The following is a 20,390-nucleotide window of genomic DNA, read 5'->3' as shown; positions in this document are numbered from 1 at the left end:
GAAAGGATTCAGGCTTTTTCGTGATCCCGGCTGGAGCTTACCCTATATTTCGCCGGCATCGCGATCATGTTTGGAAACAAGCGTTAATCGTTGGCTCGAATGCCATCGATCCGGACCACGAATACTGTCGTGTCGTCGATCGGCTGGATGCGCAGGCCAGTTGTGGCTGAGGCAGTCAGGAGCGCGTCGAGGTGGCCAAGGCGAACAGGCTCAGCGGCGGCAACCACGAACTCCCCACCCAGACACAGGACGAGGGTCGCGCGGCTTTCAGTTCCGATTTCCAAAGGGTTCGAGATTACGAGGCGTTCGACGGAATGCCTCATGCGGCCGCGACGGGTCATTACGTTGAGATCGGTGATCGGGCCGGCGATCAGTTCGGCACTGGTCGGCCGGTCGGCCGGAAAGGAAAGCGGGGCTGAAGCGGCGGTCAGGCGCGCCGGCGGCTGGCCGGCGACATCAAGAACGATCCCCTCGCCTTCCAATACCGACAGGGTGCGGTCAATGCCGGCAAAGCTGGAGAACGGCCCGCTGCCTTCGACGCGGGCCATCGAGACACGCCAATCGAAGGTGTCGAGCCCGGCATCGGCCGGCGAGACGGCGATTTCCGTCGTCACGCCGCCGCCGTTCTTCCACGGCATCGATTTGTATTCGGCTGCCCGCAGGACGCGCATCGGTCGGCCTACTATCCCAGAATGCCGGGCAAATTGAGCTGATGCTCCCTGGCGCAATCGATGGCGATGTCGTAGCCGGCGTCGGCGTGCCTCATGACGCCGGTCGCCGGATCATTCCATAGCACCCGCTCCAGGCGCCTGGCTGCCTCAGGCGTGCCGTCCGCGACGATGACCATGCCTGCATGCTGGGAAAAGCCCATGCCGACACCGCCGCCATGGTGCAGCGACACCCAGGTAGCGCCCGATGCCGTGTTGAGCAGAGCGTTGAGCAGCGGCCAGTCGGAAACAGCATCCGAGCCGTCCTTCATCGCCTCTGTCTCGCGGTTCGGCGAGGCGACCGAGCCGGAATCGAGATGGTCGCGGCCGATGACGACAGGCGCCTTGAGTTCGCCTTTGGCGACCATCTCGTTGAAGGCGAGGCCCAGCCGGTGGCGGTCGCCGAGGCCGACCCAGCAGATGCGCGCCGGCAAGCCCTGGAAGGCGATGCGCTCGCGCGCCATGTCCAGCCAGTTGTGCAAATGGGTGTTGCCGGGCGTCAGTTCGCGCACCTTGGCATCGGTCTTATAGATGTCCTGCGGGTCGCCGGAAAGGGCCGCCCAGCGGAACGGGCCGATGCCGCGGCAGAACAGCGGGCGGATATAGGCCGGCACGAAACCGGGAAAGGCAAAGGCGTTCTCGAAGCCTTCTTCCTTGGCGACCTGGCGGATGTTGTTGCCGTAGTCGAGCGTCGGCACGCCGGCGTTCCAGAAGGCCACCATCGCCTCGACATGCTCGCGCATCGAGGCGCGGGCGGCTTTCTCGACTGCTTTCGGGTCGGACGTGCGCTTCTCGCGCCACTCGGCGAGCGTCCAGCCCTTGGGCAGATAGCCGTTCAACGGATCGTGCGCCGAAGTCTGGTCGGTGACCATGTCGGGGCGCACGCCGCGCCGCACCAGTTCCGGCACGATATCGGCGGTGTTGCCGACCAGGCCGACCGATTTCGGCTCGCCCGCCCTGGTCCAGCGCTCGATCTTCTCCAGCGCCTCGTCAAGCGTGTCCGCCCGCTCGTCGACATAGCGGGTGCGCAGCCGGAAATCGATGCGGTCGGGATCGCATTCGACGGCCAGGCAGCAGGCGCCGGCCATGACGGCGGCGAGAGGCTGCGCGCCGCCCATGCCGCCGAGGCCGCCAGTCAGGATCCATTTGCCCCTGAGATCGCCGCCATAGTGCTGGCGTCCGGCTTCGACGAAGGTCTCGTAGGTGCCCTGCACGATGCCTTGCGTGCCGATATAGATCCACGAGCCGGCCGTCATCTGGCCGTACATCATCAGGCCTTTCCTATCGAGCTCGTTGAATTTCTCCCAGGTCGCCCAATGCGGCACCAAATTGGAGTTGGCGATCAAAACGCGCGGCGCGTCCGGATGGGTGCGGAAGACGCCGACCGGCTTGCCGGACTGCACCAGCAGCGTCTCGTCCTCGCCAAGCGTCTTCAGCGAAGCGGCGATGCGGTCGAAATCGTTCCAGGTGCGCGCCGCCCGGCCGATGCCGCCATAGACGACCAGTTCGTTGGGATTTTCGGCGACATCGGGATCGAGATTGTTCATCAGCATGCGCAGCGGCGCTTCGGTCGTCCAATACCTGGCATTGAGCTTGTCGCCGCGGGGGCTGCGCACTTCGCGGATGTTGTGGCGAGGATCGGTCATGTCGTCACTTCCCTTTCAGATGAGTGCGGCGAGGCGTCAGCTCTCGACCCACGAAATCGCGGTCTCGAGGATGGATGTCAGCGTGGCGCGGATTGGCGCGGCGAAGGCGGCGTCGTAAGGCACCGGCCAGTTGTCGGGCGCGCCCTTGCCTTCGGGCTCGCGCATGTAGCCGCGGTTGGACAGTTCCATCTGCAGCGCATGGACGCCGTTTTGCGGCTGGCCGAAATGGCGGGTGATCCAACCGCCCTTGAAGCGGCCGTTGACCACGAAGGTCTCGCCGGTCTCGGCCAGGGTCCCGGCGACCTTTTCCTGCAGCGCCGGATCCGTGCTCTTGCCGTCATTGGTGCCGAGATTGAAGACCGGCAGCGTGCCATCGAACAGGCGCGGCAGCACAGAGCGGATCGAGTGGCAGTCATAGAGGACGATTTTGCCATGCAATCCGCGCAGCCGGTCGATCTCGGCCTGGAGCGCGGCATGATAGGGCATGAAGAATTTTCGGCGGCGCTCGTCGATTTCCGACGGCCCCGGTTCCTCGCCTGTACGGTAGAGCGGATCGCCGTCGAAGGTTTCGGTCGGGCACAGCCCGGTCGTCGCCTGACCAGGGTAGAGCGAGGCCCCGGACGGATCGCGATTGACGTCGATGACGGTGCGCGAGATGGCGGTGTGCACGACGGTGGCGCCAAGACCTGCGGCAAAATCATAGAGCTTGTCGATCCACCAGTCGCAGTCGCGCTGGCCAAGCCAGCTCGAGACCAGCCGGTTGTCGAGACCGGCGAGATCGATGCCGGTGTGCGGCATGGAAACCAGCAGCGGTGCGGTGCCTTGATTTACCGTCAGCCAAGGAGGTGTCATGCGAGATCTCCGCAAGTTGGAGCTCTACGGCTGGGATGAGAAGGAACGCAACCTACCATGCCAAGCACTCTCATGAGGCAATTCCCGGCAGCGCCACCGCGCTCGCCGCCTTCACCGCTGCACCGCTGCGCACCATGGCGATGGCTTTCTCCATGTCGGGATGGAAATGCCGGTCGTTGTCGAGATGCGGCACCTCCGCCCTGACCAATTTGCGCACCGCTTCGAGTGCGGTGCTGGAAGCGAGCGGCGCGTGGAAATCGCAGCCCTGGGTCGCGGCCAGCAACTCGATGCCGATGACGGCCGTGGCGTTCTCGACCATGCCGATCAGCCGGCGCGCACCATGTGCGGCCATCGAGACGTGATCCTCCTGGTTGGCCGAGGTCGGGATCGAATCGACGCTTGCTGGATAGGCCTTCTGCTTGTTTTCGGAAACCAGTGCCGCCGCCGTCACCTGCGGGATCATGAAACCGGAGTTCAGGCCGGGCTTCGGCGTCAAAAAGGCGGGCATGCCCGACAGCGCAGGGTCGACCAGCATGGCGATGCGGCGCTCCGACAGCGAGCCGATCTCGCAGACGGCGAGTGCAATCATGTCGGCGGCGAAAGCCACCGGCTCGGCATGGAAATTGCCGCCCGACAAGGCCGTGCCGTCCTCGGCGAAGATCAAGGGATTGTCGGTGACGCCATTGGCTTCCGTGCCGAGCGTGTCGGCCGCCTTGCGCAACACGTCGAGGGCCGCCCCCATCACCTGCGGCTGGCAGCGCAGGCAATAGGGATCCTGTACGCGTTCGTCGCCGACGCGGTGGGATTCGCGGATGGCGCTGCCGGCCATCAGACTGCGCAGCGCATCCGCCGTCTCGATCTGGCCGCGATGCCTTCTCAAGAGATGGATGCGCGGATCGAAGGGGGCGTCCGAGCCCCTCGCGGCGTCGGTGGACAATGCACCCGCGACCAGTGCCGACTGGTAGAGAACCTCGGCCTCGAACAGGGCCGCCAGCGCGTAGGCGGTCGAGAATTGCGTGCCGTTAAGCAGCGCCAGCCCTTCCTTGGCGCCAAGGATGACAGGCTCCAGCCCATGCGACACGAAGGCGACCTTGGCCGGGAAGCGGCCATGCGGGGTGAAGCATTCGCCGACGCCGACCATCACGGCCGTCATGTGCGCCAGGGGCGCGAGGTCGCCGGAGGCGCCGACCGAACCTTGCGCCGGCACCACCGGGATGACATCGTTGGCCAGCATCGCTTCCAGCAGCTCGATGGTACGCGACCGCACACCGGAGGCGCCTTGCGCCAGGCTGGCAAGCTTCAGGGCCATCATCAGCCTGCAAACAGCGACCGGCATCGGCTCGCCGACGCCGGCGGCGTGCGAGAGCACGATGTTGCGCTGGAGCGTTTCGAGATCCTGGGCAGGAATGCGGACGCTGGCCAGTTTGCCGAAACCGGTGTTGATGCCATAGACCGGCTCGCCCTTGGCGACGATGCGTGCGACAGCCTCCGCACTCGCCTTGATCCTTGGCCGGCAGGCATCGTCGAGCCTGGGCACGGCGCCGCGATAGATGGCGCGCCAGTCGGCCAGGGTCACGTTGCCGGGTTTCAGTACGAGTTCGGTCATTGTCCTCTCCAGATGCGCGCGTGCAAGGGGTTGAAGCCCATGCGGTAGACGAGTTCGGCAGGGCGCTCGATGCTCCAGATCGCTAGATCGGCGGATTTCCCCGCCTCCAGCGTGCCGGTCTGTCCGAGCAGACCCAGTGCGCGGGCGGCTTCGCGGGTCACGCCCGCGAGGCATTCATCGACCGTCATGCCGAACAAGGTCGCCGCCATGTTCATGGTCAGCAGCAACGACGTCAGCGGCGAGGTGCCGGGATTGTTGTCGGTGGCGACGGCCATCCTGACGTCATGCCTGCGGAATAATTCGATCGGAGGTTTCTTCGTTTCGCGAATAAAATAGTAGGCGCCGGGCAGGATCGCCGCCACGCTGCCCGATGCAGCCATTGCCGCCGCGCCTGCCTCATCGGTGTATTCGAGATGATCGGCCGACAACGCGCCATAGCGCGCGGCGAGTTCGGCGCCATGCAGGTTCGACAATTGGTCGGCATGGAGCTTTACCGGCAGGCCAAGCGCCTTTGCGGCTTCGAAGACCCGTGCCATCTGCTCGACCGAAAACGCGATGCCTTCGCAGAAACCATCGACGGCGTCGGCAAGCCCGTCGGCAGCAATGGCCGGCAGGATCGTGGCGGTGATGAGATCGATGAAGGCGTCCTTGTCGCCCTTGGCTTCCGGCGGCAAGGCATGGGCGCCGAGAAAGGTCGTGCGGATCGTCACCGGGCGCTCGGCGCCCAGGCGGCGCGCCGCGCGCAGCGACTTTTTCTCGTTTTCCAGGTCAAGGCCATAGCCGGACTTGACCTCGACGGTGGTGGCGCCCTCGGCGATCAGCGCATCGAGACGCGGCAGTGTCTGAGCGACCAGTTCGTCCTCACCCGCGGCACGCAAGGCCCTAACCGACGAGACGATGCCGCCGCCGGCCCTGGCGACCTCCTCATAGGTGGCGCCGGCCAGCCGCATCTCGAACTCGTTGGCGCGGTCGCCGGCATGGACGAGATGGGTGTGGCAGTCGATCAGGCCGGGCGTGATCCAGCGGCCCTCGCAATCGACGATCTCGGCACGCTGCTCGAACGCCGCCGGAATATCGGCTTCGGCGCCGGCATAGACGATGATGCCGTCACGCGCGGCGACGGCGCCCTTTTCGACGACGCCCTGCCCTGCCCCTTCGGCAAAAGTCGCCAGGCGCGCATTGCGCCATATGCGAACCGCCGCCGCCCGGCTCCTGCTTTCTCCAGCCATCATATTTTCCCTTTGAAAGGATGGCGGTTATGTATATACATATTAAAAAGCACCGCAAGTGCTATTGTCATCATAAGCCAGGATTCGGAGAACAACGTGACGGCGATCTTTGCGGAACAGGCGCTTCTGCCGGAAGGCTGGCGAAGCAATGTGCGCATCGCCCTGGGCGGAGGCCGCGTTGCGGCAATCGACGCCGGGGTTGCGCCGAACACCGGCGACGAGCGCCACGCCATCGTCCTGCCGGGCATGCCCAACCTGCATAGCCACGCGTTCCAGCGCGGCATGGCCGGACTTGCCGAGTTGCGCGGCCCGTCGGCCGACAGTTTCTGGAGTTGGCGCGAGGTGATGTACCGTTTCGCGCTGTCGATGACGCCCGACCAGGTCGAGGCGGTAGCCGCCCAGCTCTATGTCGAGATGCTGGAGGCCGGCTTTTCGCGTGTGGGCGAATTTCATTATCTGCATCACGACCGCGACGGAAAGCCCTACGCCAACATTGCCGAAATGGCCGAGCGCATCGCGGCCGCCGCCGCAGAAACCGGCATAGGCTTGACGCTGCTGCCGGTCTTCTATGCACACTCTTCTTTCGGCGGCGCGGCTCCCAACGAAGGTCAGCGCAGATTTCTCAATGATGTTAACCGGTTCTCACGCCTGGTTGAGAAAAGTCGCGAATGCGTTCGCACCTTGAATCAAGCGGTCATCGGCGTCGCCCCCCATAGTTTGCGTGCGGCGACGGTCGAGGAGTTGCGACAAGTCGCTGCGATGACGCCGGAGGGACCGATCCACATCCACGTCGCGGAACAAGTGAAGGAGGTCGAGGACTGCATCGCCTGGTCGGGCGCGCGTCCAGTCGAGTTTCTGCTTGGCCATGCCAATGTCGACCGGCGCTGGTGCCTGATCCATGCCACCCATATGACCGATGCCGAGACCATGGCGATGGCAAAAAGCGGCGCGATCGCGGGGCTGTGCCCGATCACCGAAGCCAATCTCGGCGATGGCATTTTTGCGGCGCCGCTGTTCGCGCAACATGGCGGCCGCTTCGGCGTCGGCTCCGATTCCAACGTGCTGATCGGGCTGCCGGACGAACTTCGGCAACTCGAATATTCGCAGCGTCTTGCCCACCGCGCCCGCAACGTGCTGGCGGTCGCCGGCGGCTCGACCGGCCGCGCGCTGTTCGACGCAGCGCTTGACGGCGGCAGCGTCGCCCTTGGCGCCGGCGCCTCGCGGATCGCCATTGGCGCATCCGCCGACCTCGTATCGCTCGACCACAGCCAGGCTTCGCTTGCCGGCAAGACCGGAGACGCGATCCTCGACGCCTGGATCTTCGCCAACGGCACCAAGGTCGATTGCGTCTGGGTGCACGGCCAAAAGCAAGTCAGCGGCGGCAGGCACGCCAGGCGCGACGCCATCGCGGCGTGTTTCCGCAATGTCATGACCGCGCTTTCGGCAGGCTGATCAGGGACAGCCCATGAGCATGGTGGCGACAGCGGAGACGGAGGGCGGCGAGACGGTGTCGCTGCATCAGCGCATCCTGTCGGACATAAGCGAGAAAATCCTGTCCGGCGCCTGGGCGCCGGGGCATCGCATCCCGTTCGAGCACGAGCTGACGGCCGAATATGATTGCTCGCGCATGACGGTGAACAAGGCGCTGTCGCAGCTTGCCAAGTCAGGACTGATCGAACGCCGCCGGCGCTCAGGCAGCTTCGTGCGTCAGCCGCAATCGCAAGCGGCGGTGCTGGAAATCCACGACATCAGGATCGAGGTCGAAGCGCTCGGCCTGCCCTATCGCTATGAGCGGCTGGCGCGCCTGAAGCGGCGCAGCAGCGCGCAAGACCGGTCGCTGCTCGGGCTTTCTGCCTCGGGTTGGGTACTATCGCTGGAATGCCTGCATTTCGCCGGAGAGCGGCCGTTCGCGCTCGAAGAGCGGCTGATCAATCTCTCCGCCGTCACGGAAGCCGGCGAGGAAGAGTTCCTCGACATTGCACCGGGCCCGTGGCTGATCGGCCGTGTGCCGTGGAGCGAGGCCGAGCATCGCATTCGTGCTGTTGCCGCCGACGAGCGTGTTGCCGATGCCCTCGACATCGGCCTTGGTGCGGCCTGTCTTGTGGTCGAGCGCCGGACATGGAGTGCCGAGCACCCGGTCACCCATGTGCGCTTCACCTATGCAGCCGAGAGCCACACGTTGGTGGCAAGATTCACGCCGTCACACGGATAGCATCTCTTCCCTTCTCCCCTTTTTGCCTCGCAAGGAAGGGGAGAAGGGAAAGCGCAGCGCCTCAGATAGCCGCGGTGATAATGATCTCGACCAGATATTCCGGACCGGCGAGCTTGGCTTCGCCGGTGGCGCGAGCGGGCGTGTGGCCCTGGGGCACCCACTTGTCCCATTCCGAGTTCATCTCGGCGAAAGTACCCATGTCGGCCAGCCAGATGATCGCCTGGACGATCTTGGTCTTGTCGGTGCCGGCCTTGGCCAACAATTCGTCGATCGTCGCCAGAATATCGCGGGTCTGCGAGGCGACATTACCGCCCGGCTCCCCAACCTGGCCGGCCAGATAGACGGTATTGCCGTGAATGACGATCTGGCTCATGCGTGGGCCAACATCGATGCGACGAATGCTCATGGGAGTTTCCTTCCTTTGTGATCGCGCCTCTTTAAAGTTGGCACCGGCTTCGGGCAAGGCCGAGCGTTCCAAATCCCCTTGGACCAGCGGCGCCGGAGAGTCACGGCAAGTTGAGCCGGCAGCCACAATTCCGCTCGATTGGCTTGTTGACTAATGTAATAACATCACATATCCAATCGGCGCTGCCCGGCAGCCGCACTACCGCCCCACGGACCGTCAAATGACCGAAACCTGCCTGACATTCCGTGACTTGACGCTTGGCTATAACAGCCATCCGGCGATCCATCATCTGGACGGCATCATACGCAAAGGCTCGCTGACCGCCGTCGTTGGCGCCAATGGTTCGGGCAAGTCGACGTTGATGAAGGGTATCGTCGGCGTGCTGAAGCCGATGGCCGGCGCTGTGACGCGGGCGCCTGGCGTGCGCGCCGCCTATCTGCCGCAGCAGTCGGAACTCGACCGCAGCTTTCCGGCCCGGGTCGTCGATCTGGTCTCGCTCGGCCTGTGGCCGAAACGCGGGCTGCTCGGCCGCCATACCAAGGAGGATCGCCAATCCGTCAGCGAGGCGTTGATGGCGGTCGGCCTTGGCGGCTTCGAGACCCGCCCGATCGACACGCTGTCGGGCGGCCAGTTGCAGCGCACCTTGTTTGCCCGCGTGCTGTTGCAGGATGCGGATCTAATCCTGCTCGACGAGCCGTTCAACGCCGTCGATGCAAAGACGATGGGCGATCTTATTGCGCTGATCAAGCGCTGGCATGGCGAGGAACGCACAATCATGGTCGTCGTCCACGACCTCGACCTTGTCCGGCAGAATTTTCCCGAAACGCTGCTGCTGGCCCGCCAGCCTGTCGCCTGGGGCGAGACGAAGGAGACGCTGCGGCCTGAGAATCTCCTGCGGGCCAGGCGCTTCCATGAAGCGTGGGAAGAGAACGCGCCATGGTGCGAGCCGGGCGGACCCGATCATGACCATGACGGACATGATCACAATCATGATGAGCCTGCCCATGCACAGGATCGTCACCACCATCATGGCGCCGGACCAAGGGCTGCATGATGAACGTCTTCTACGAACTCTTCATCGCGCCTTTCGCCGATTTCGCCTTCATGCAGCGGGCGCTGTTCGGCTCGCTGATGCTGTCGCTCGGCGCCTGTCCGGTCGGTGTGTTCCTGATGTTGCGGCGCATGAGCCTCTCGGGCGACGCCATGGCGCACGCGATCCTGCCGGGCGCCGCCGCCGGCTTCCTGCTTTACGGGCTGGAAATCCTGCCGATGACCATTGGCGGCCTGATCGCCGGCATCGTCGTTGCACTCGGCGCGGGCGCCGTCTCGCGATTCACCATCCAGCGCGAAGACGCCTCGATGGCCGCCTTCTACCTGATTTCGCTCGCCGTCGGCGTGCTGATGGTTTCGGTCCGTGGCTCCAGCGTCGACCTCATGCATGTGCTGTTCGGTACGGTGCTGGCGCTCAACGATGAAGCGCTGACGCTGATCGGCGGCATCGTGCTGGTGACGCTTGCCAGTCTCGCCGTCTTCTGGCGGGCCTTGGTCGCCGAATGCCTCGACCCGCTGTTCCTGCGCTCGGTCAGCCGGTGGGGCAGTCCGGTGCATTTCATTTTCCTCGGCCTCGTCGTGCTCAACCTCGTTAGCGGCTTCCAGGCGCTGGGCACGCTTCTGTCGGTCGGACTGATGATGCTGCCGGCCGCCGCGGCCCGTTTCTGGACCGTGCGCGTCGAACCGATGTGCGTGCTGGCCGTGCTGATCGGCTTTGCCTCCTGCATCGCCGGACTGCTTCTGTCCTACCACGCCTCGCTGCCCTCAGGCCCGGCGATCATCCTGTCGGCAGGCGTCGTCTATTTCGCCTCGATCCTGTTCGGCACGCGCGGCGCGCTGCGCGCCCGCATCGTCCATCACCGTCATCGGACGGCCTGATCCACCCCAGCCTCCAAGGAGACCGCCCATGTTGAAATCGATCCGCGCCGCCCTTACGATGAGCGTTATAACATTAACTGCTCTCGACGCGTCGTCGGCCTTTGCGGCGCCCTTGAAAGTGGTCGCAAGTTTTACCGTCATTGCCGATTTCGCCAGGAATGTTGGCGGCGACCGCGTCAACATCACCACCATCGTGGGACCCGACGGCGATGCGCATGTCTACGAGCCGAGCCCGGCTGATGCGGTAGCCATGGCGGGCGCCGATCTGGTGCTGGTCAACGGCCTGCATTTCGAGGGCTTTCTACAGCGGCTGGTCGATGCCAGCGCCACCAAGGCCTCGATCGTCACCCTGACCAAGGGCGTGGCGGCGATCGACTTCAAACCGGAATTCGCCGATGCGGACGCGGCGGAGGGCGCGGGTACAGGCGGCGGCAAGACGGTCGCCGACCCACATGCCTTCCAGTCGATCGCCAACGCCAAGATCTATGTGAAGAACATTGCCGAAGCGTTCTGCGCGGCCGACAATGATGGCTGCGTCAGCTACCAGACCAACGCCGCGGCTTACACAAAGAAGCTCGACGCGCTCGAAGGTGAAGTGAAGGCGGCGATCCAGTCCATCCCCGAGGCAAAACGCGTTGTCATCACCTCGCATGACGCGTTCGGCTATTTCGAGCACGAATACGGCCTGACCTTCCTAGCGCCGGAGGGCGTCTCGACGGACTCCGAACCGTCGGCCGCCGACGTCGCCAAGCTGGTCGAGCAGGTCAAGCAGGACAAAGCGGCGGCGATCTTCGTCGAGAACATCACCAATCCGCGCCTGATCGAGCAGATCGCCAGCGAGACCGGCATCAAGGTCGGCGGCACGCTCTATTCCGACGCGCTGTCGCAGCCCGACGGCCCGGCCTCGACCTATGTCGACATGATGCACAACAACATCACGCAGATCAAAGGCGCGATCCTCGGCAGTTGAGCCGCTCCGACCCAACCGGGCCCTCGCGGCCCGGTTGGATTTTCCGGTCAGCACTCGCTATTTGGCAGAGAAATCCCTCGGCGTGGATTGCCGGCCGTGGCGGGGAGTGGCAAGACTGCCCAACCAGATTGCGAGGACACCACAATGGAATACCGCGAGATCAGCGAGGACTATTCGGTCTCGGGCCAGATCCAGCCCGAGGACGTCGCCGCCATCAAGGCAGCAGGCTTCAAGAGCGTGATCTGCAACCGGCCGGACGACGAGCAGCCCGGCCAGCCTTCGGCCGACACGCTCAAGGCCGCAGTCGAGGCTGCCGGGCTTGCCTTCCGCTACATTCCCGTCATCAGCGGCCAGATCACCGCGGAGAATGTCGAGGACCAGGGACAAGCGCTCGACGAGCTGGAAGGCCCGGTGTTCGCCTACTGCCGTTCCGGCGCCCGCTGCACCAATCTCTATGGGCTGATTCAGCAGTCGAAGGGTTAGATTGGCAGCGCGCCCGTCTCCTTGAGCGTCTCGAGCACAATCGCCGTCTTGACGTGCTGCACGGATTCGTGGGGCAAGAGCACGCCATTGACGAACTCCGACAATGATTTCAGGTCGGGCGTAACCACCTTCAGGATATAATCCATTTCGCCGGTCAGCGCGTGCGCCTCCTGCACTTCGGGCAGCCGCGCCACCAGTTCGCCGAAGCGCCGCGCATTGTCGCGGTTGTGAGTGGCCAAGGTCACCGAGATGACGTTGACCAGCGAAAAGCCCAGCCGGTCGCGGTCAAGCACGGCGCGATAGCCCTTGATATAGCCGTCCTCCTCAAGCCGCTGGCGGCGGCGCGAGCATTGCGAGGCCGAGAGGTTCACCCGCTCCGAAAGGTCGTTGTTGGTGAGCCGTGCGTCACACTGCAACAGCGCCAATATCTTGCGATCAAACTGATCAAGACGCGTATCATTCATGATACTTCCAAAAACCATGCACATTTCATGCATCAGATAAACATTTCAAGCGTTTGAATGCAAGCACCGTGCGACCTGCCCGCGCTATGATGAGTTGAGATGGCCCATCCAGGCCAAGCCAGCTTCCGGAGGATTATCATGGGTCCCTTCCCGCACGACGCCCCGCCCGCCAAGATCAGCAAGACCAACCCCGCCGGCACCGACGGTTTCGAGTTCGTCGAATTCGCGCATCCGGAGCCGCGGAAGCTGGCCGAGTTGTTCACCCGCATGGGCTACGTAGCCGTGGCCAGGCATCGCACGAAGGACATCACCGTCTGGCGGCAAGGCGACATCAACTATGTCGTCAACGCCGAGCCCAGCTCGCATGCGATGAAGTTCGTCGACAAGCATGGCCCATGCGCCTCCTCGATGGCGTGGCGGGTCGTGGACGCCAAGCATGCCTTCGAACACGCGGTATCGAAAGGAGCCACGCCTTACGAAGGCGCCGACAAGACGCTTGACGTGCCGGCGATCGTTGGCATCGGCGGCTCGCTGCTCTACTTCATCGAAACCTATGGCGAGAGGGGTTCGGCCTATGATGCCGAATTCGAATGGCTGGGCAAACGCGACCCCAGGCCGGAAGGCGTCGGCTTCTATTTCCTCGACCACCTCACGCATAATGTCTACCGCGGCAACATGGACAAATGGTGGGATTTCTACCGCGACCTGTTTGGCTTCAAGCAGATCCATTTCTTCGACATCGACGGCAAGATCACCGGGCTGGTCAGCCGGGCGATCACCTCGCCCTGCGGCAAGATCCGCATTCCGCTCAACGAGTCCAAGGACGACACCAGCCAGATCGCCGAATATCTGAAGAAGTACAATGGCGAGGGCATCCAGCACATAGCGGTGGGCACCGACGCGATCTACGAGGCCACCGACAAGCTTGCCGCCAATGGGCTGAAATTCATGCCCGGCCCGCCGGAGACCTATTACGAGATGTCGCATGCACGCGTGAACGGCCATGACGAGCCGATCGAGCGCATGAAGAAGCATGGCATTTTGATCGACGGTGAAGGCGTGGTCGACGGCGGCACGACGAAGATCCTCTTGCAGATCTTCTCCAAGACCGTGATCGGACCGATCTTCTTCGAATTCATCCAGCGCAAAGGCGACGAAGGCTTTGGCGAAGGCAATTTCCGCGCACTGTTCGAATCGATCGAGCAGGACCAGATCAAGCGCGGCGTGATCAAGGTGCAGGCCGCGGAGTAGATCGATCCCGACCAGGTGACTTGCGGTTCGATAAATTATGACCTAAATTATGGTCACAAAGGATCGAGCCATGAATGTTTCCATCGCCGAGGCCAAGGCCAAATTGTCGGAACTCGTCAGCCGCGCGGAAGCCGGTGAAGAGATTGTACTCACGCGCCACGGCAAGGTGGCTGCGCGTATCGTGCCTCCGGCAGCGGCGGAACCCTTGCCGCGTATCGGCGCGTTGAAAGGCAAGATCTGGATTGCGGACGATTTTGACGAACTCGGCCCCGAATGGGACGAGTACGTCAAATGATGATCGGCCCGTTTCTCGCCGATACACATATCATCCTTTGGTCGATTTCGGACGATCGACGTCTCAGCAAGCACTACCGCGCCATCCTGGCTTCGGAAGCGGTGGTGTTCGCCAGCGCGGCAAGCGTCTGGGAAATTGCCATCAAGCGCTCAATCAGAAAACTCGATGCGCCGGATGATCTGCCAACACTGCTTCCAAGGATGCAATTTCAGCCGCTCGCCGTCACCTTCCAGCATGCGAACGCTGTCGCTGGCCTACCCCACCACCATGGCGATCCATTCGACAGACTACTGATTGCGCAGGCGCAAATGGACAAACTAACCATCATGACATCCGACCCGCATTTCGCCCGCTACGACGTCGCCCTGACATAAGCAGTGGTCTCACAAACCCAGCCGTCCAACCTCCTCCTGCCTCAGCTTCAAATCATAATCGAGCAGGAACTCGTCGAGTTGCGGCGGCGCGACCGACGTGCCGGACAGCATCGCGTGCACCTGGCCGCGATGGTGGATGTCATGCAGGAAAACATGGGCGAGGATATCGCCGATCTTTTCCGGGATCATGCCGTCTCCACGCCGGTCAGTGATGACATGGCGGTCGAGGTCGGCTTCCAACAAGGCATCGCAGAAGGTGATCAGCCTGCGGTCGAACTTGATCTGGGCCACTGACAAATCGGCTGCGTTATCGAACGGCACGAAATCATCGTACACCGCGGCGCCGATACCGCCCTGCTCCAGAAAATCGAGATAGAGAAGATCGACCGCAAGGATGTGGTTGAGCGTCGCCCTTATCGACGGGAAGAAGCTGATGCGATTGGCTTCGAATTCACCAGGCCCCAGCATAAGCACGGCGCGGTAGAGCCGGTCGTTCGACCAGCGGTTGTTGCGGGCCATTCGGCGCAGATGATCAAGCAGGTTCATCCTTCAACTTCTTGCGCCCTCACCCTTCATATTTCTCGACCGTCTGCTCGATGGCGCCGAAGATCGAATGCCCGGCCTTGTCCTTCATCTCTATGCGCACCGTGTCGCCGAAACGCAGAAACGGCGTCTTCGGCTCGCCGCTCTCGATGGTCTCGATCATGCGCAGTTCAGCGATGCAGGAATAGCCAGCGCCGCCGGCCGAGACAGGCTTGCCAGGCTCACCGCCGAGCTTGTTGGAGACGGTGCCGGAGCCGATGATGGTGCCGGCCGCCAGCGGCCGTGTTTTCGCCGCGTGCACGATGAGCGCGGGGAAATCGAACGTCATGTCGACGCCGGCATTCGCCCGGCCGAAAGGTTTGCCGTTGAGGTCGGCAAGCAGCGGCAGGCTGACCTTGCCGCCATCCCAGGCCTCGCCCAACTCGTCCGGCGTCACCGCGACCGGCGAGAAGGCCGAGGACGGCTTGGATTGAAAGAAGCCGAACCCCTTGGCGAGTTCCGGTCCGGTAATGGCACGCAGCGTCACGTCGTTGACCAGCATCACCAGGCGAATCGCCTCCCACGCTTTTTCAAGGCCAGCGCCCATCGGCACATCATCGACAACGACCGCGACTTCCGCCTCCATGTCGATGCCAAAGGCCTCGTCGGCCGTGCGGATCGGGTCTCGCGGCGGGATGAAGCTGTCGGAGCCGCCCTGATAGATCAGCGGGTCGGTCCAGAAGCTTGCCGGCATTTCGGCGCCGCGTGCTTTTCGCACCAGCTCGACATGGTTCACATAGGCCGAACCGTCAGCCCATTGATAGGCGCGCGGCAGCGGCGAATGGGCATTATGTTCGTGAAAGCGCGCCGACGGCACCGCATTGCTCTCGAGCGACTCCGCCATTGCGGCCAGATGCGGCGAAATCCGCCGCCAATCGTCGAGCGCCGCCTGCAGCGTCGGCACCAGGAAGGAGGCATCGGTGAAGCGTGTAAGATCGCGCGAGACGACGACGAGCTTTCCGTCGCGCGTCCCGTTCTTCAATGTGGCAAGCTTCATGCGGTTTCCTCTCCTGACGCGGCCTTGCGCCGCTTGGCCCACAACAAGGCTGTTATGGGCAATCGTCAAGCCGCCGGCTCAACTTTCCTGAAGGCAGTTTTCCGGCGGCAGCGATCCTTCAGGACCAATCGCCCTCGGGCGTGCCATTGAAGCGCTTCTTCAGATCGGCCCAGCAGTCGATGTAATTGTCCTGCCTGGTGTCGAGTTCGGCAGCGTAGCGGGTCAGCATCTGCGAGAACCGGGTCTCGAACATGAAGGCCATGGTGTTGTCGAGCTTGACCGGTTTCAGATCCGCGCGCGAGGCCTTTTCGAAGCCAGGTGCATCCGGGCCATGGGCCAGCATCAGATTGTGCAGACTGATGCCGCCTGGAACGAACCCTTCTTCCTTGGCGTCGTACTGGCCGTGAATCAGCCCCATGAACTCGCTCATGATGTTGCGGTGATACCAGGGCGGGCGGAACGTATCCTCCGCCACCAGCCAGCGCGGCGGAAAGATGACGAAATCGATGTTGGCGGTGCCCTCCTCGCCGCTCGGCGCCGTCAGCACCGTGAAAATCGACGGATCGGGGTGGTCAAAGAGGATCGCACCAACCGGCGAAAACGCCGCCAGATCATATTTATAGGGTGCATAGTTGCCGTGCCACGCCACCACATCGAGGGGCGAATGGCCGATTTCCGTGACATGAAAATGTCCGCACCATTTGACGATCAGCCGACAGGGCGTCTCCTTCTCCTCAAACCAGGCGCAGGGCGTCTTGAAATCGCGCGGATTGGCCAGGCAGTTGGCGCCGATCGGGCCGCGGTCGGGCATCGTCAGCTTGGCGCCGTAGTTCTCGCAGACATAGCCGCGCACTTCGGCATCGACCAGTTCGACCTTGAACACGAGGCCGCGCGGCAGGACCGCGATCTCGCCGGGCCTGAGCTCGATGACCCCCATCTCGGTGACGAAGCGCAAGGCGCCTACCTGCGGCACCACCAGCAACTCGCCGTCGGCGTTGAAGAAATGGTCGTCGACCATCGACCTGTTGGCGACATAGACATGCGCCGCCATGCCGGTCTGCCCAAGCACGTCGCCGGCGGTGGTGATCGAGCGCATGCCGGCGATGAAGTCGGTCGGCTCCTTCGGCATCGGCACCGGGCTCCAGCGATACTGGCCGAGCGCCAGCTCATGATCGCCGACATTGGGCGCACTTTTCCAGAAGGGATAGCTCACCGACTTGAAGCGCCCGGTATGTCTGACGCTCGGCCTGATGCGGTAAAGCCAGGAGCGCTCATTGGTGCCGCGCGGCGCGGTGAAGGGCGAACCGGAGAGCTGCTCGGCATAGAGGCCGTAGGCCGGCCGCTGCGGTGAATTACGCCCCTGCGGCAGCGAACCCGGCAGGCTTTCGGTTTCGAAATCGTTACCGAAACCCGGCATGTAGGAAAAGGCCATCGCTTCCTCCTCGCGAATGCTTGACCAAATTGGTTTCATTTGTAACCATCCAAAATGTAACTATCAATGCCGTGCGCGGGCATTTCTCGATGGCTGGTCATGGAATCCGAAATCCTGGAACTCGAAAGCTTTCTGCCCTACCGGCTGTATCGGCTGGCCGATGCGCTGAGCCGCGAATTCTCTCGGATCTACAAGGAGCGTCACGGCCTCACACGGCCGGAATGGCGTACGCTTTCGGGGCTTGGCCAGCGCGGCACAATGACCGCGACGGAACTCGGCGCGCAGTCGGCGATGCACAAGACAAAGGTTTCGCGTGCCGTGGCGGAGCTTGAGCGTCGCCGCTGGCTCATCCGAACCACTGACGAGAACGATCGCCGCGTCGAGCACCTGGCGCTGACCAGAGCCGGACTTGCGGCCTATAGCGAGATGGTGCCACTGGCGAAGGCTTTCGAACGGGAGCTGCTGGCCCAGCTGAGCGCCGACCAGCAAGCCTCCATCGTCAAAGGCGTTGCGTCATTGGAAAGCGCGTTGGGTCTGAGATAGCGGCTATCGGCAGATAGAATATGAGACGGTGGCTCGACGCGACAGCGCCTTGAAGCAGAGACTGTCTGGCGGTCATTTTCGATCGCTGCTTGCTCGGTGGCGGATTTTCAGCGCTGTATGTCAGCCAGTGATCATCGACGGGCGAATTGGGGGGAAGGATGAAGTCGCTGCTCGCGAGGCCGGTGGCCGTGGTCGTCTTGCTGTTTGCCAGAGTCATCACCGCTGTGCGGCCGTTTTGGCATGAAGGCAGATTGCCTCGGCGTCGCTCGATCTTCTTTGCCAATCATTCCAGCCATGGCGATTTCATCCTGATCTGGGCTGTTCTGCCGCCGCGCCTGCGTCGGCGGGTGCGTCCCGTAGCGGGTGCCGACTACTGGCTGAAATCAAAAGTCCGAGCCTTCATCGGCCGCGACGTTTTCAATGCCGTCCTGATCGAGCGCAATCGCAATGGACGCACGATGGATCCCGTCGAGAGCATGGGGGAGGCGATGAGAGAAGGCTCTTCGCTCATTCTCTTCCCGGAAGGCACGCGCAACCAATCCGACGCGTCCTTGCAGCCATTCAAGTCCGGGCTGTTCCATTTGGCGGCATCGCACCCGGATTTCGAGTTGGTGCCGGTATGGATCGCCAATCTCAACCGGGTGATGCCGAAAGGGGAATTCGTGCCTATCCCGCTGATCTGCACGGTGACGTTCGGCGAGGCAATGCACCTGGCTGACGGCGAGAGCAAGGATATGTTCCTCGAGCGGGCACGTGGGGCGCTGCTGGCGCTGGCACCGAAAAAGGCAGCGGAATGAGCTCAACCCAATTCGATATGATGGTTCTCGTGCTCGGCGTCTGCGGGATCCTGCTCGTGGCCTCTTTCGTGGGGCATATCCTGGAGCGACGGCTGTCGCCGGAAGGCTCCAACCCAGCCATCGAGAACCTCAACGCCCGTATCAATGCCTGGTGGGTAATGGCGATCCTCATCGCCATAGCATTCATCGCCGGGCGGATCGGCGTCCTGCTTCTCTTCGGCTTCTGTTCCTTCGCCGCACTTCGCGAATTCGTGACGCTGACCAACACCCGGCGTGCCGACCACTGGGCGCTGGCCACGGCGTTTTTCGTCGTGCTGCCGGTACAGTATGTGCTGCTCTGGATCGAGGACTACGGGATCTTTTCTGTTTTCATCCCGGTCTACGCCTTCCTGTTGATGCCAATCATCTCAGCCACACGGGGCGACACCCAGCACTTCCTCGTTCGAATTGCCGAGGTGCAATGGGCGTTGATGATCTGCGTTTTCTGCGCCTCCCACGTCCCGGCTCTTCTGACGTTGCATATTCCCGGCTACGAGGGTCGCAATGTGCTTCTGATAGCCTTCCTTGTCATCGTCGTGCAATTGAGCGACGTACTGCAATACATCTGGGGAAAGGCGATCGGGCATACGAAGATCGCACCAAAGCTTTCGCCGTCCAAGACGCTTGAAGGTTTCCTCGGCGGCGTTGCAAGCGCCAGCCTCATCGGCGCTGGCCTGTGGTGGATCACGCCGTTCTCTCCGCTTCAGGCGGGCGCGATGGCCTTCCTGATCACGCTGATGGGTTTTTTCGGCGGCCTTGTGATGTCCGCCATCAAACGTGACCGCGGCGTGAAGGATTGGGGCCATCTGATCGACGGCCATGGCGGCCTGATAGATCGGCTGGATTCGGTGGTTTTCTCCGCTCCGATCTTCTTCCATCTCACTCGTTATTTCTGGTCACCGGGATGAGGCAGTGATGAACACGGGCGATCGCAGACCACTTGCAAGCCGCGACACGCGCTGGGCACAAGCGACGGCCAGACGTCTCGCCGCACTCTCCGTGACCCCCAACCAGATTTCGCAGGCCAGTATCCTCGCCGGCGCGCTGGCAGGCACGGCTTTCTGGCTTGGCGGGCAGAGCGGCGGCACTTCTCGTTCGCTGCTGTTGCTGGGCGCGGCGCTGTTTTGCCAACTGCGGCTGCTGTGCAATCTGTTCGATGGCATGGTCGCCGTCGAGGGCGGCAAGGCGTCGGCCGACGGGCCGTTCTGGAACGAGTTCCCGGACAGGCTCGCCGATATCGCCATCATGGCCGGCATAGGTTACGGCATCGGCATGCCTGGCCTTGGCTGGGCAGCGGCCTGTTTTTCGGTTCTCACCGCCTATGTGCGGGAATTGGGGCGGGCCAACGAGACGCCGAGCGATTTCACCGGACCGATGGCCAAGCCACATCGCATGGCAGTCGCAACCGTCGCGGCACTGCTATCTACCGGAGAATTCCTTTGGAATGGCCACAACGAAGTCTTGACGCTTGCGCTCGCCGCCATTGCCATCGGCGCCGCCGCAACTGCGTTGCGGCGCGCATGGCGACAGGTGCGATGGCTGAAAACCAGGCGACCCTAGCATCGCCAGCCTCGAA

General features: G+C 63.0%; 23 protein-coding genes. 13 read left to right on the top strand and 10 right to left on the bottom strand.

Annotated elements, in window-relative coordinates; genetic code table 11:
* Positions 1 to 83 precede the first annotated feature (83 nt).
* The 5 genes from FJ490_RS04195 to hutI all read right to left on the bottom strand — a co-directional run bounded on the left by FJ490_RS04195 (position 84) and on the right by hutI (position 6,040).
* Entirely contained in the window at positions 84 to 671 is a 588-nt protein-coding gene (locus FJ490_RS04195) for a HutD family protein (protein ID WP_140557047.1), read from the bottom strand.
* Positions 672 to 682: 11 nt separating this feature from the next.
* Positions 683 to 2,353 (bottom strand): urocanate hydratase, encoded by a 1,671-nt coding sequence (gene hutU / locus FJ490_RS04190; protein ID WP_140728250.1) that lies wholly within the window; start codon positions 2,351 to 2,353, stop codon positions 683 to 685.
* A gap of 36 nt (positions 2,354 to 2,389) precedes the next feature.
* The gene (gene hutG, locus FJ490_RS04185) at positions 2,390 to 3,205 is read right to left on the bottom strand and encodes an N-formylglutamate deformylase (RefSeq protein ID WP_140728249.1); all 816 of its coding nucleotides are present in this window, start codon (positions 3,203 to 3,205) and stop codon (positions 2,390 to 2,392) included.
* 70 nt (positions 3,206 to 3,275) lie between these two features.
* Positions 3,276 to 4,811: a histidine ammonia-lyase gene (hutH, locus tag FJ490_RS04180; RefSeq protein ID WP_140728248.1), complete on the bottom strand. Its 1,536-nt coding sequence runs from the start codon at positions 4,809 to 4,811 to the stop codon at positions 3,276 to 3,278.
* Positions 4,808 to 6,040 carry an imidazolonepropionase gene (gene hutI / locus FJ490_RS04175; RefSeq protein ID WP_140728247.1) on the bottom strand — a complete coding sequence of 411 codons (1,233 nt, stop codon included), beginning with the start codon at positions 6,038 to 6,040 and terminating at the stop codon, positions 4,808 to 4,810. The genes hutH and hutI overlap by 4 nt, the downstream gene beginning before the upstream one ends.
* 96 nt (positions 6,041 to 6,136) lie before the next feature.
* Between hutI and FJ490_RS04170 the strand changes: the two genes are divergently transcribed.
* Positions 6,137 to 7,492: a formimidoylglutamate deiminase gene (locus tag FJ490_RS04170; RefSeq protein WP_140656159.1), complete on the top strand. Its 1,356-nt coding sequence runs from the start codon at positions 6,137 to 6,139 to the stop codon at positions 7,490 to 7,492.
* A 13-nt stretch (positions 7,493 to 7,505) separates the two neighbouring features.
* On the top strand, positions 7,506 to 8,252 hold the full coding sequence (gene hutC / locus FJ490_RS04165) for a histidine utilization repressor (protein WP_140557053.1): 747 nt from the start codon (positions 7,506 to 7,508) through the stop codon (positions 8,250 to 8,252).
* A 61-nt stretch (positions 8,253 to 8,313) separates the two neighbouring features.
* On the opposite strand, the gene FJ490_RS04160 is transcribed toward hutC, so the two are convergent.
* Positions 8,314 to 8,658: a RidA family protein gene (locus tag FJ490_RS04160; RefSeq protein ID WP_056562755.1), complete on the bottom strand. Its 345-nt coding sequence runs from the start codon at positions 8,656 to 8,658 to the stop codon at positions 8,314 to 8,316.
* Positions 8,659 to 8,878: 220 nt separating this feature from the next.
* On the opposite strand from FJ490_RS04160, the gene aztA reads away from it, so the two are divergent.
* From aztA to FJ490_RS04140, 4 genes are all read left to right on the top strand, one after another.
* Complete coding sequence (aztA, locus tag FJ490_RS04155) at positions 8,879 to 9,712, top strand: zinc ABC transporter ATP-binding protein AztA (RefSeq protein WP_140494152.1); 834 nt, start codon at positions 8,879 to 8,881, stop codon at positions 9,710 to 9,712.
* Positions 9,712 to 10,587, top strand: a complete 876-nt coding sequence (gene aztB / locus FJ490_RS04150) for a zinc ABC transporter permease AztB (RefSeq protein ID WP_140656300.1) — start codon at positions 9,712 to 9,714, stop codon at positions 10,585 to 10,587. Before aztA ends, aztB begins: the two co-directional genes overlap by 1 nt.
* Positions 10,588 to 10,615: 28 nt before the next feature.
* Complete coding sequence (aztC, locus tag FJ490_RS04145; RefSeq protein ID WP_140583772.1) at positions 10,616 to 11,557, top strand: zinc ABC transporter substrate-binding protein AztC; 942 nt, start codon at positions 10,616 to 10,618, stop codon at positions 11,555 to 11,557.
* A gap of 144 nt (positions 11,558 to 11,701) precedes the next feature.
* Complete coding sequence (locus FJ490_RS04140; RefSeq protein WP_140494156.1) at positions 11,702 to 12,040, top strand: TIGR01244 family sulfur transferase; 339 nt, start codon at positions 11,702 to 11,704, stop codon at positions 12,038 to 12,040.
* On the opposite strand, the gene FJ490_RS04135 is transcribed toward FJ490_RS04140, so the two are convergent.
* Complete coding sequence (locus FJ490_RS04135; protein WP_140494158.1) at positions 12,037 to 12,504, bottom strand: Lrp/AsnC family transcriptional regulator; 468 nt, start codon at positions 12,502 to 12,504, stop codon at positions 12,037 to 12,039. The genes FJ490_RS04140 and FJ490_RS04135 overlap by 4 nt on opposite strands.
* 138 nt (positions 12,505 to 12,642) lie before the next feature.
* Between FJ490_RS04135 and hppD the strand changes: the two genes are divergently transcribed.
* The 3 genes from hppD (at position 12,643) to FJ490_RS04120 (ending at position 14,424) form a co-directional block, all read left to right on the top strand.
* Positions 12,643 to 13,755 (top strand): 4-hydroxyphenylpyruvate dioxygenase, encoded by a 1,113-nt coding sequence (gene hppD, locus FJ490_RS04130; RefSeq protein ID WP_140515607.1) that lies wholly within the window; start codon positions 12,643 to 12,645, stop codon positions 13,753 to 13,755.
* A 70-nt stretch (positions 13,756 to 13,825) separates the two neighbouring features.
* Complete coding sequence (locus FJ490_RS04125; protein ID WP_023813589.1) at positions 13,826 to 14,050, top strand: type II toxin-antitoxin system prevent-host-death family antitoxin; 225 nt, start codon at positions 13,826 to 13,828, stop codon at positions 14,048 to 14,050.
* On the top strand, positions 14,047 to 14,424 hold the full coding sequence (locus FJ490_RS04120) for a type II toxin-antitoxin system VapC family toxin (protein WP_140494162.1): 378 nt from the start codon (positions 14,047 to 14,049) through the stop codon (positions 14,422 to 14,424). The genes FJ490_RS04125 and FJ490_RS04120 overlap by 4 nt, the downstream gene beginning before the upstream one ends.
* 9 nt (positions 14,425 to 14,433) lie before the next feature.
* Here FJ490_RS04120 and FJ490_RS04115 read toward each other — a convergent pair whose 3' ends face one another.
* The 3 genes from FJ490_RS04115 to hmgA all read right to left on the bottom strand — a co-directional run bounded on the left by FJ490_RS04115 (position 14,434) and on the right by hmgA (position 17,435).
* Entirely contained in the window at positions 14,434 to 14,970 is a 537-nt protein-coding gene (locus tag FJ490_RS04115) for a DinB family protein (RefSeq protein ID WP_140494164.1), read from the bottom strand.
* A gap of 19 nt (positions 14,971 to 14,989) precedes the next feature.
* A complete protein-coding gene (locus FJ490_RS04110; RefSeq protein WP_140670060.1) occupies positions 14,990 to 16,003 on the bottom strand; it encodes a fumarylacetoacetate hydrolase family protein in 1,014 nt (337 codons plus the stop codon).
* A gap of 118 nt (positions 16,004 to 16,121) precedes the next feature.
* On the bottom strand, positions 16,122 to 17,435 hold the full coding sequence (gene hmgA, locus FJ490_RS04105) for a homogentisate 1,2-dioxygenase (protein WP_140631486.1): 1,314 nt from the start codon (positions 17,433 to 17,435) through the stop codon (positions 16,122 to 16,124).
* Between the two features lie 99 nt (positions 17,436 to 17,534).
* On the opposite strand from hmgA, the gene FJ490_RS04100 reads away from it, so the two are divergent.
* The 4 genes from FJ490_RS04100 to FJ490_RS04085 all read left to right on the top strand — a co-directional run bounded on the left by FJ490_RS04100 (position 17,535) and on the right by FJ490_RS04085 (position 20,374).
* A complete protein-coding gene (locus tag FJ490_RS04100) occupies positions 17,535 to 17,978 on the top strand; it encodes a MarR family transcriptional regulator (protein WP_140494170.1) in 444 nt (147 codons plus the stop codon).
* Between the two features lie 158 nt (positions 17,979 to 18,136).
* Positions 18,137 to 18,775: a lysophospholipid acyltransferase family protein gene (locus FJ490_RS04095; RefSeq protein WP_140583778.1), complete on the top strand. Its 639-nt coding sequence runs from the start codon at positions 18,137 to 18,139 to the stop codon at positions 18,773 to 18,775.
* Positions 18,772 to 19,722, top strand: coding sequence for a phosphatidate cytidylyltransferase (locus FJ490_RS04090; RefSeq protein WP_140494172.1), 951 nt, complete (start codon positions 18,772 to 18,774; stop codon positions 19,720 to 19,722). Before FJ490_RS04095 ends, FJ490_RS04090 begins: the two co-directional genes overlap by 4 nt.
* A 4-nt stretch (positions 19,723 to 19,726) precedes the next feature.
* Positions 19,727 to 20,374 carry a CDP-alcohol phosphatidyltransferase family protein gene (locus FJ490_RS04085; RefSeq protein ID WP_181165122.1) on the top strand — a complete coding sequence of 216 codons (648 nt, stop codon included), beginning with the start codon at positions 19,727 to 19,729 and terminating at the stop codon, positions 20,372 to 20,374.
* The last annotated feature ends 16 nt before the right edge of the window (positions 20,375 to 20,390 follow it).

Origin of the sequence: Mesorhizobium sp. B2-5-11 (assembly GCF_006440835.1) — a bacterium.
GTDB lineage: Bacteria > Pseudomonadota > Alphaproteobacteria > Rhizobiales > Rhizobiaceae > Mesorhizobium.
Note: the sequence above shows the minus strand (reverse complement) of the source record. Positions and strands in the feature narration are given on the sequence as shown.

What these genes read in the sequence shown, in the direction of transcription:
- hmgA (WP_140631486.1), bottom strand. Translation starts at nt 17,435, where the DNA reads ATGGCCTTTTCCTACATGCCGGGTTTCGGTAACGATTTCGAAACCGAA.
- FJ490_RS04120 (WP_140494162.1), top strand. Translation starts at nt 14,047, where the DNA reads ATGATGATCGGCCCGTTTCTCGCCGATACACATATCATCCTTTGGTCG.
- FJ490_RS04095 (WP_140583778.1), top strand. Translation starts at nt 18,137, where the DNA reads ATGAAGTCGCTGCTCGCGAGGCCGGTGGCCGTGGTCGTCTTGCTGTTT.
- FJ490_RS04100 (WP_140494170.1), top strand. Translation starts at nt 17,535, where the DNA reads ATGGAATCCGAAATCCTGGAACTCGAAAGCTTTCTGCCCTACCGGCTG.
- hutI (WP_140728247.1), bottom strand. Translation starts at nt 6,040, where the DNA reads ATGGCTGGAGAAAGCAGGAGCCGGGCGGCGGCGGTTCGCATATGGCGC.
- FJ490_RS04115 (WP_140494164.1), bottom strand. Translation starts at nt 14,970, where the DNA reads ATGAACCTGCTTGATCATCTGCGCCGAATGGCCCGCAACAACCGCTGG.
- hutU (WP_140728250.1), bottom strand. Translation starts at nt 2,353, where the DNA reads ATGACCGATCCTCGCCACAACATCCGCGAAGTGCGCAGCCCCCGCGGC.
- aztA (WP_140494152.1), top strand. Translation starts at nt 8,879, where the DNA reads ATGACCGAAACCTGCCTGACATTCCGTGACTTGACGCTTGGCTATAAC.
- FJ490_RS04135 (WP_140494158.1), bottom strand. Translation starts at nt 12,504, where the DNA reads ATGAATGATACGCGTCTTGATCAGTTTGATCGCAAGATATTGGCGCTG.
- FJ490_RS04160 (WP_056562755.1), bottom strand. Translation starts at nt 8,658, where the DNA reads ATGAGCATTCGTCGCATCGATGTTGGCCCACGCATGAGCCAGATCGTC.
- aztC (WP_140583772.1), top strand. Translation starts at nt 10,616, where the DNA reads ATGTTGAAATCGATCCGCGCCGCCCTTACGATGAGCGTTATAACATTA.
- hutC (WP_140557053.1), top strand. Translation starts at nt 7,506, where the DNA reads ATGAGCATGGTGGCGACAGCGGAGACGGAGGGCGGCGAGACGGTGTCG.
- hppD (WP_140515607.1), top strand. Translation starts at nt 12,643, where the DNA reads ATGGGTCCCTTCCCGCACGACGCCCCGCCCGCCAAGATCAGCAAGACC.
- FJ490_RS04110 (WP_140670060.1), bottom strand. Translation starts at nt 16,003, where the DNA reads ATGAAGCTTGCCACATTGAAGAACGGGACGCGCGACGGAAAGCTCGTC.
- hutG (WP_140728249.1), bottom strand. Translation starts at nt 3,205, where the DNA reads ATGACACCTCCTTGGCTGACGGTAAATCAAGGCACCGCACCGCTGCTG.
- FJ490_RS04140 (WP_140494156.1), top strand. Translation starts at nt 11,702, where the DNA reads ATGGAATACCGCGAGATCAGCGAGGACTATTCGGTCTCGGGCCAGATC.
- FJ490_RS04090 (WP_140494172.1), top strand. Translation starts at nt 18,772, where the DNA reads ATGAGCTCAACCCAATTCGATATGATGGTTCTCGTGCTCGGCGTCTGC.
- FJ490_RS04195 (WP_140557047.1), bottom strand. Translation starts at nt 671, where the DNA reads ATGCGCGTCCTGCGGGCAGCCGAATACAAATCGATGCCGTGGAAGAAC.
- hutH (WP_140728248.1), bottom strand. Translation starts at nt 4,811, where the DNA reads ATGACCGAACTCGTACTGAAACCCGGCAACGTGACCCTGGCCGACTGG.
- aztB (WP_140656300.1), top strand. Translation starts at nt 9,712, where the DNA reads ATGAACGTCTTCTACGAACTCTTCATCGCGCCTTTCGCCGATTTCGCC.
- FJ490_RS04125 (WP_023813589.1), top strand. Translation starts at nt 13,826, where the DNA reads ATGAATGTTTCCATCGCCGAGGCCAAGGCCAAATTGTCGGAACTCGTC.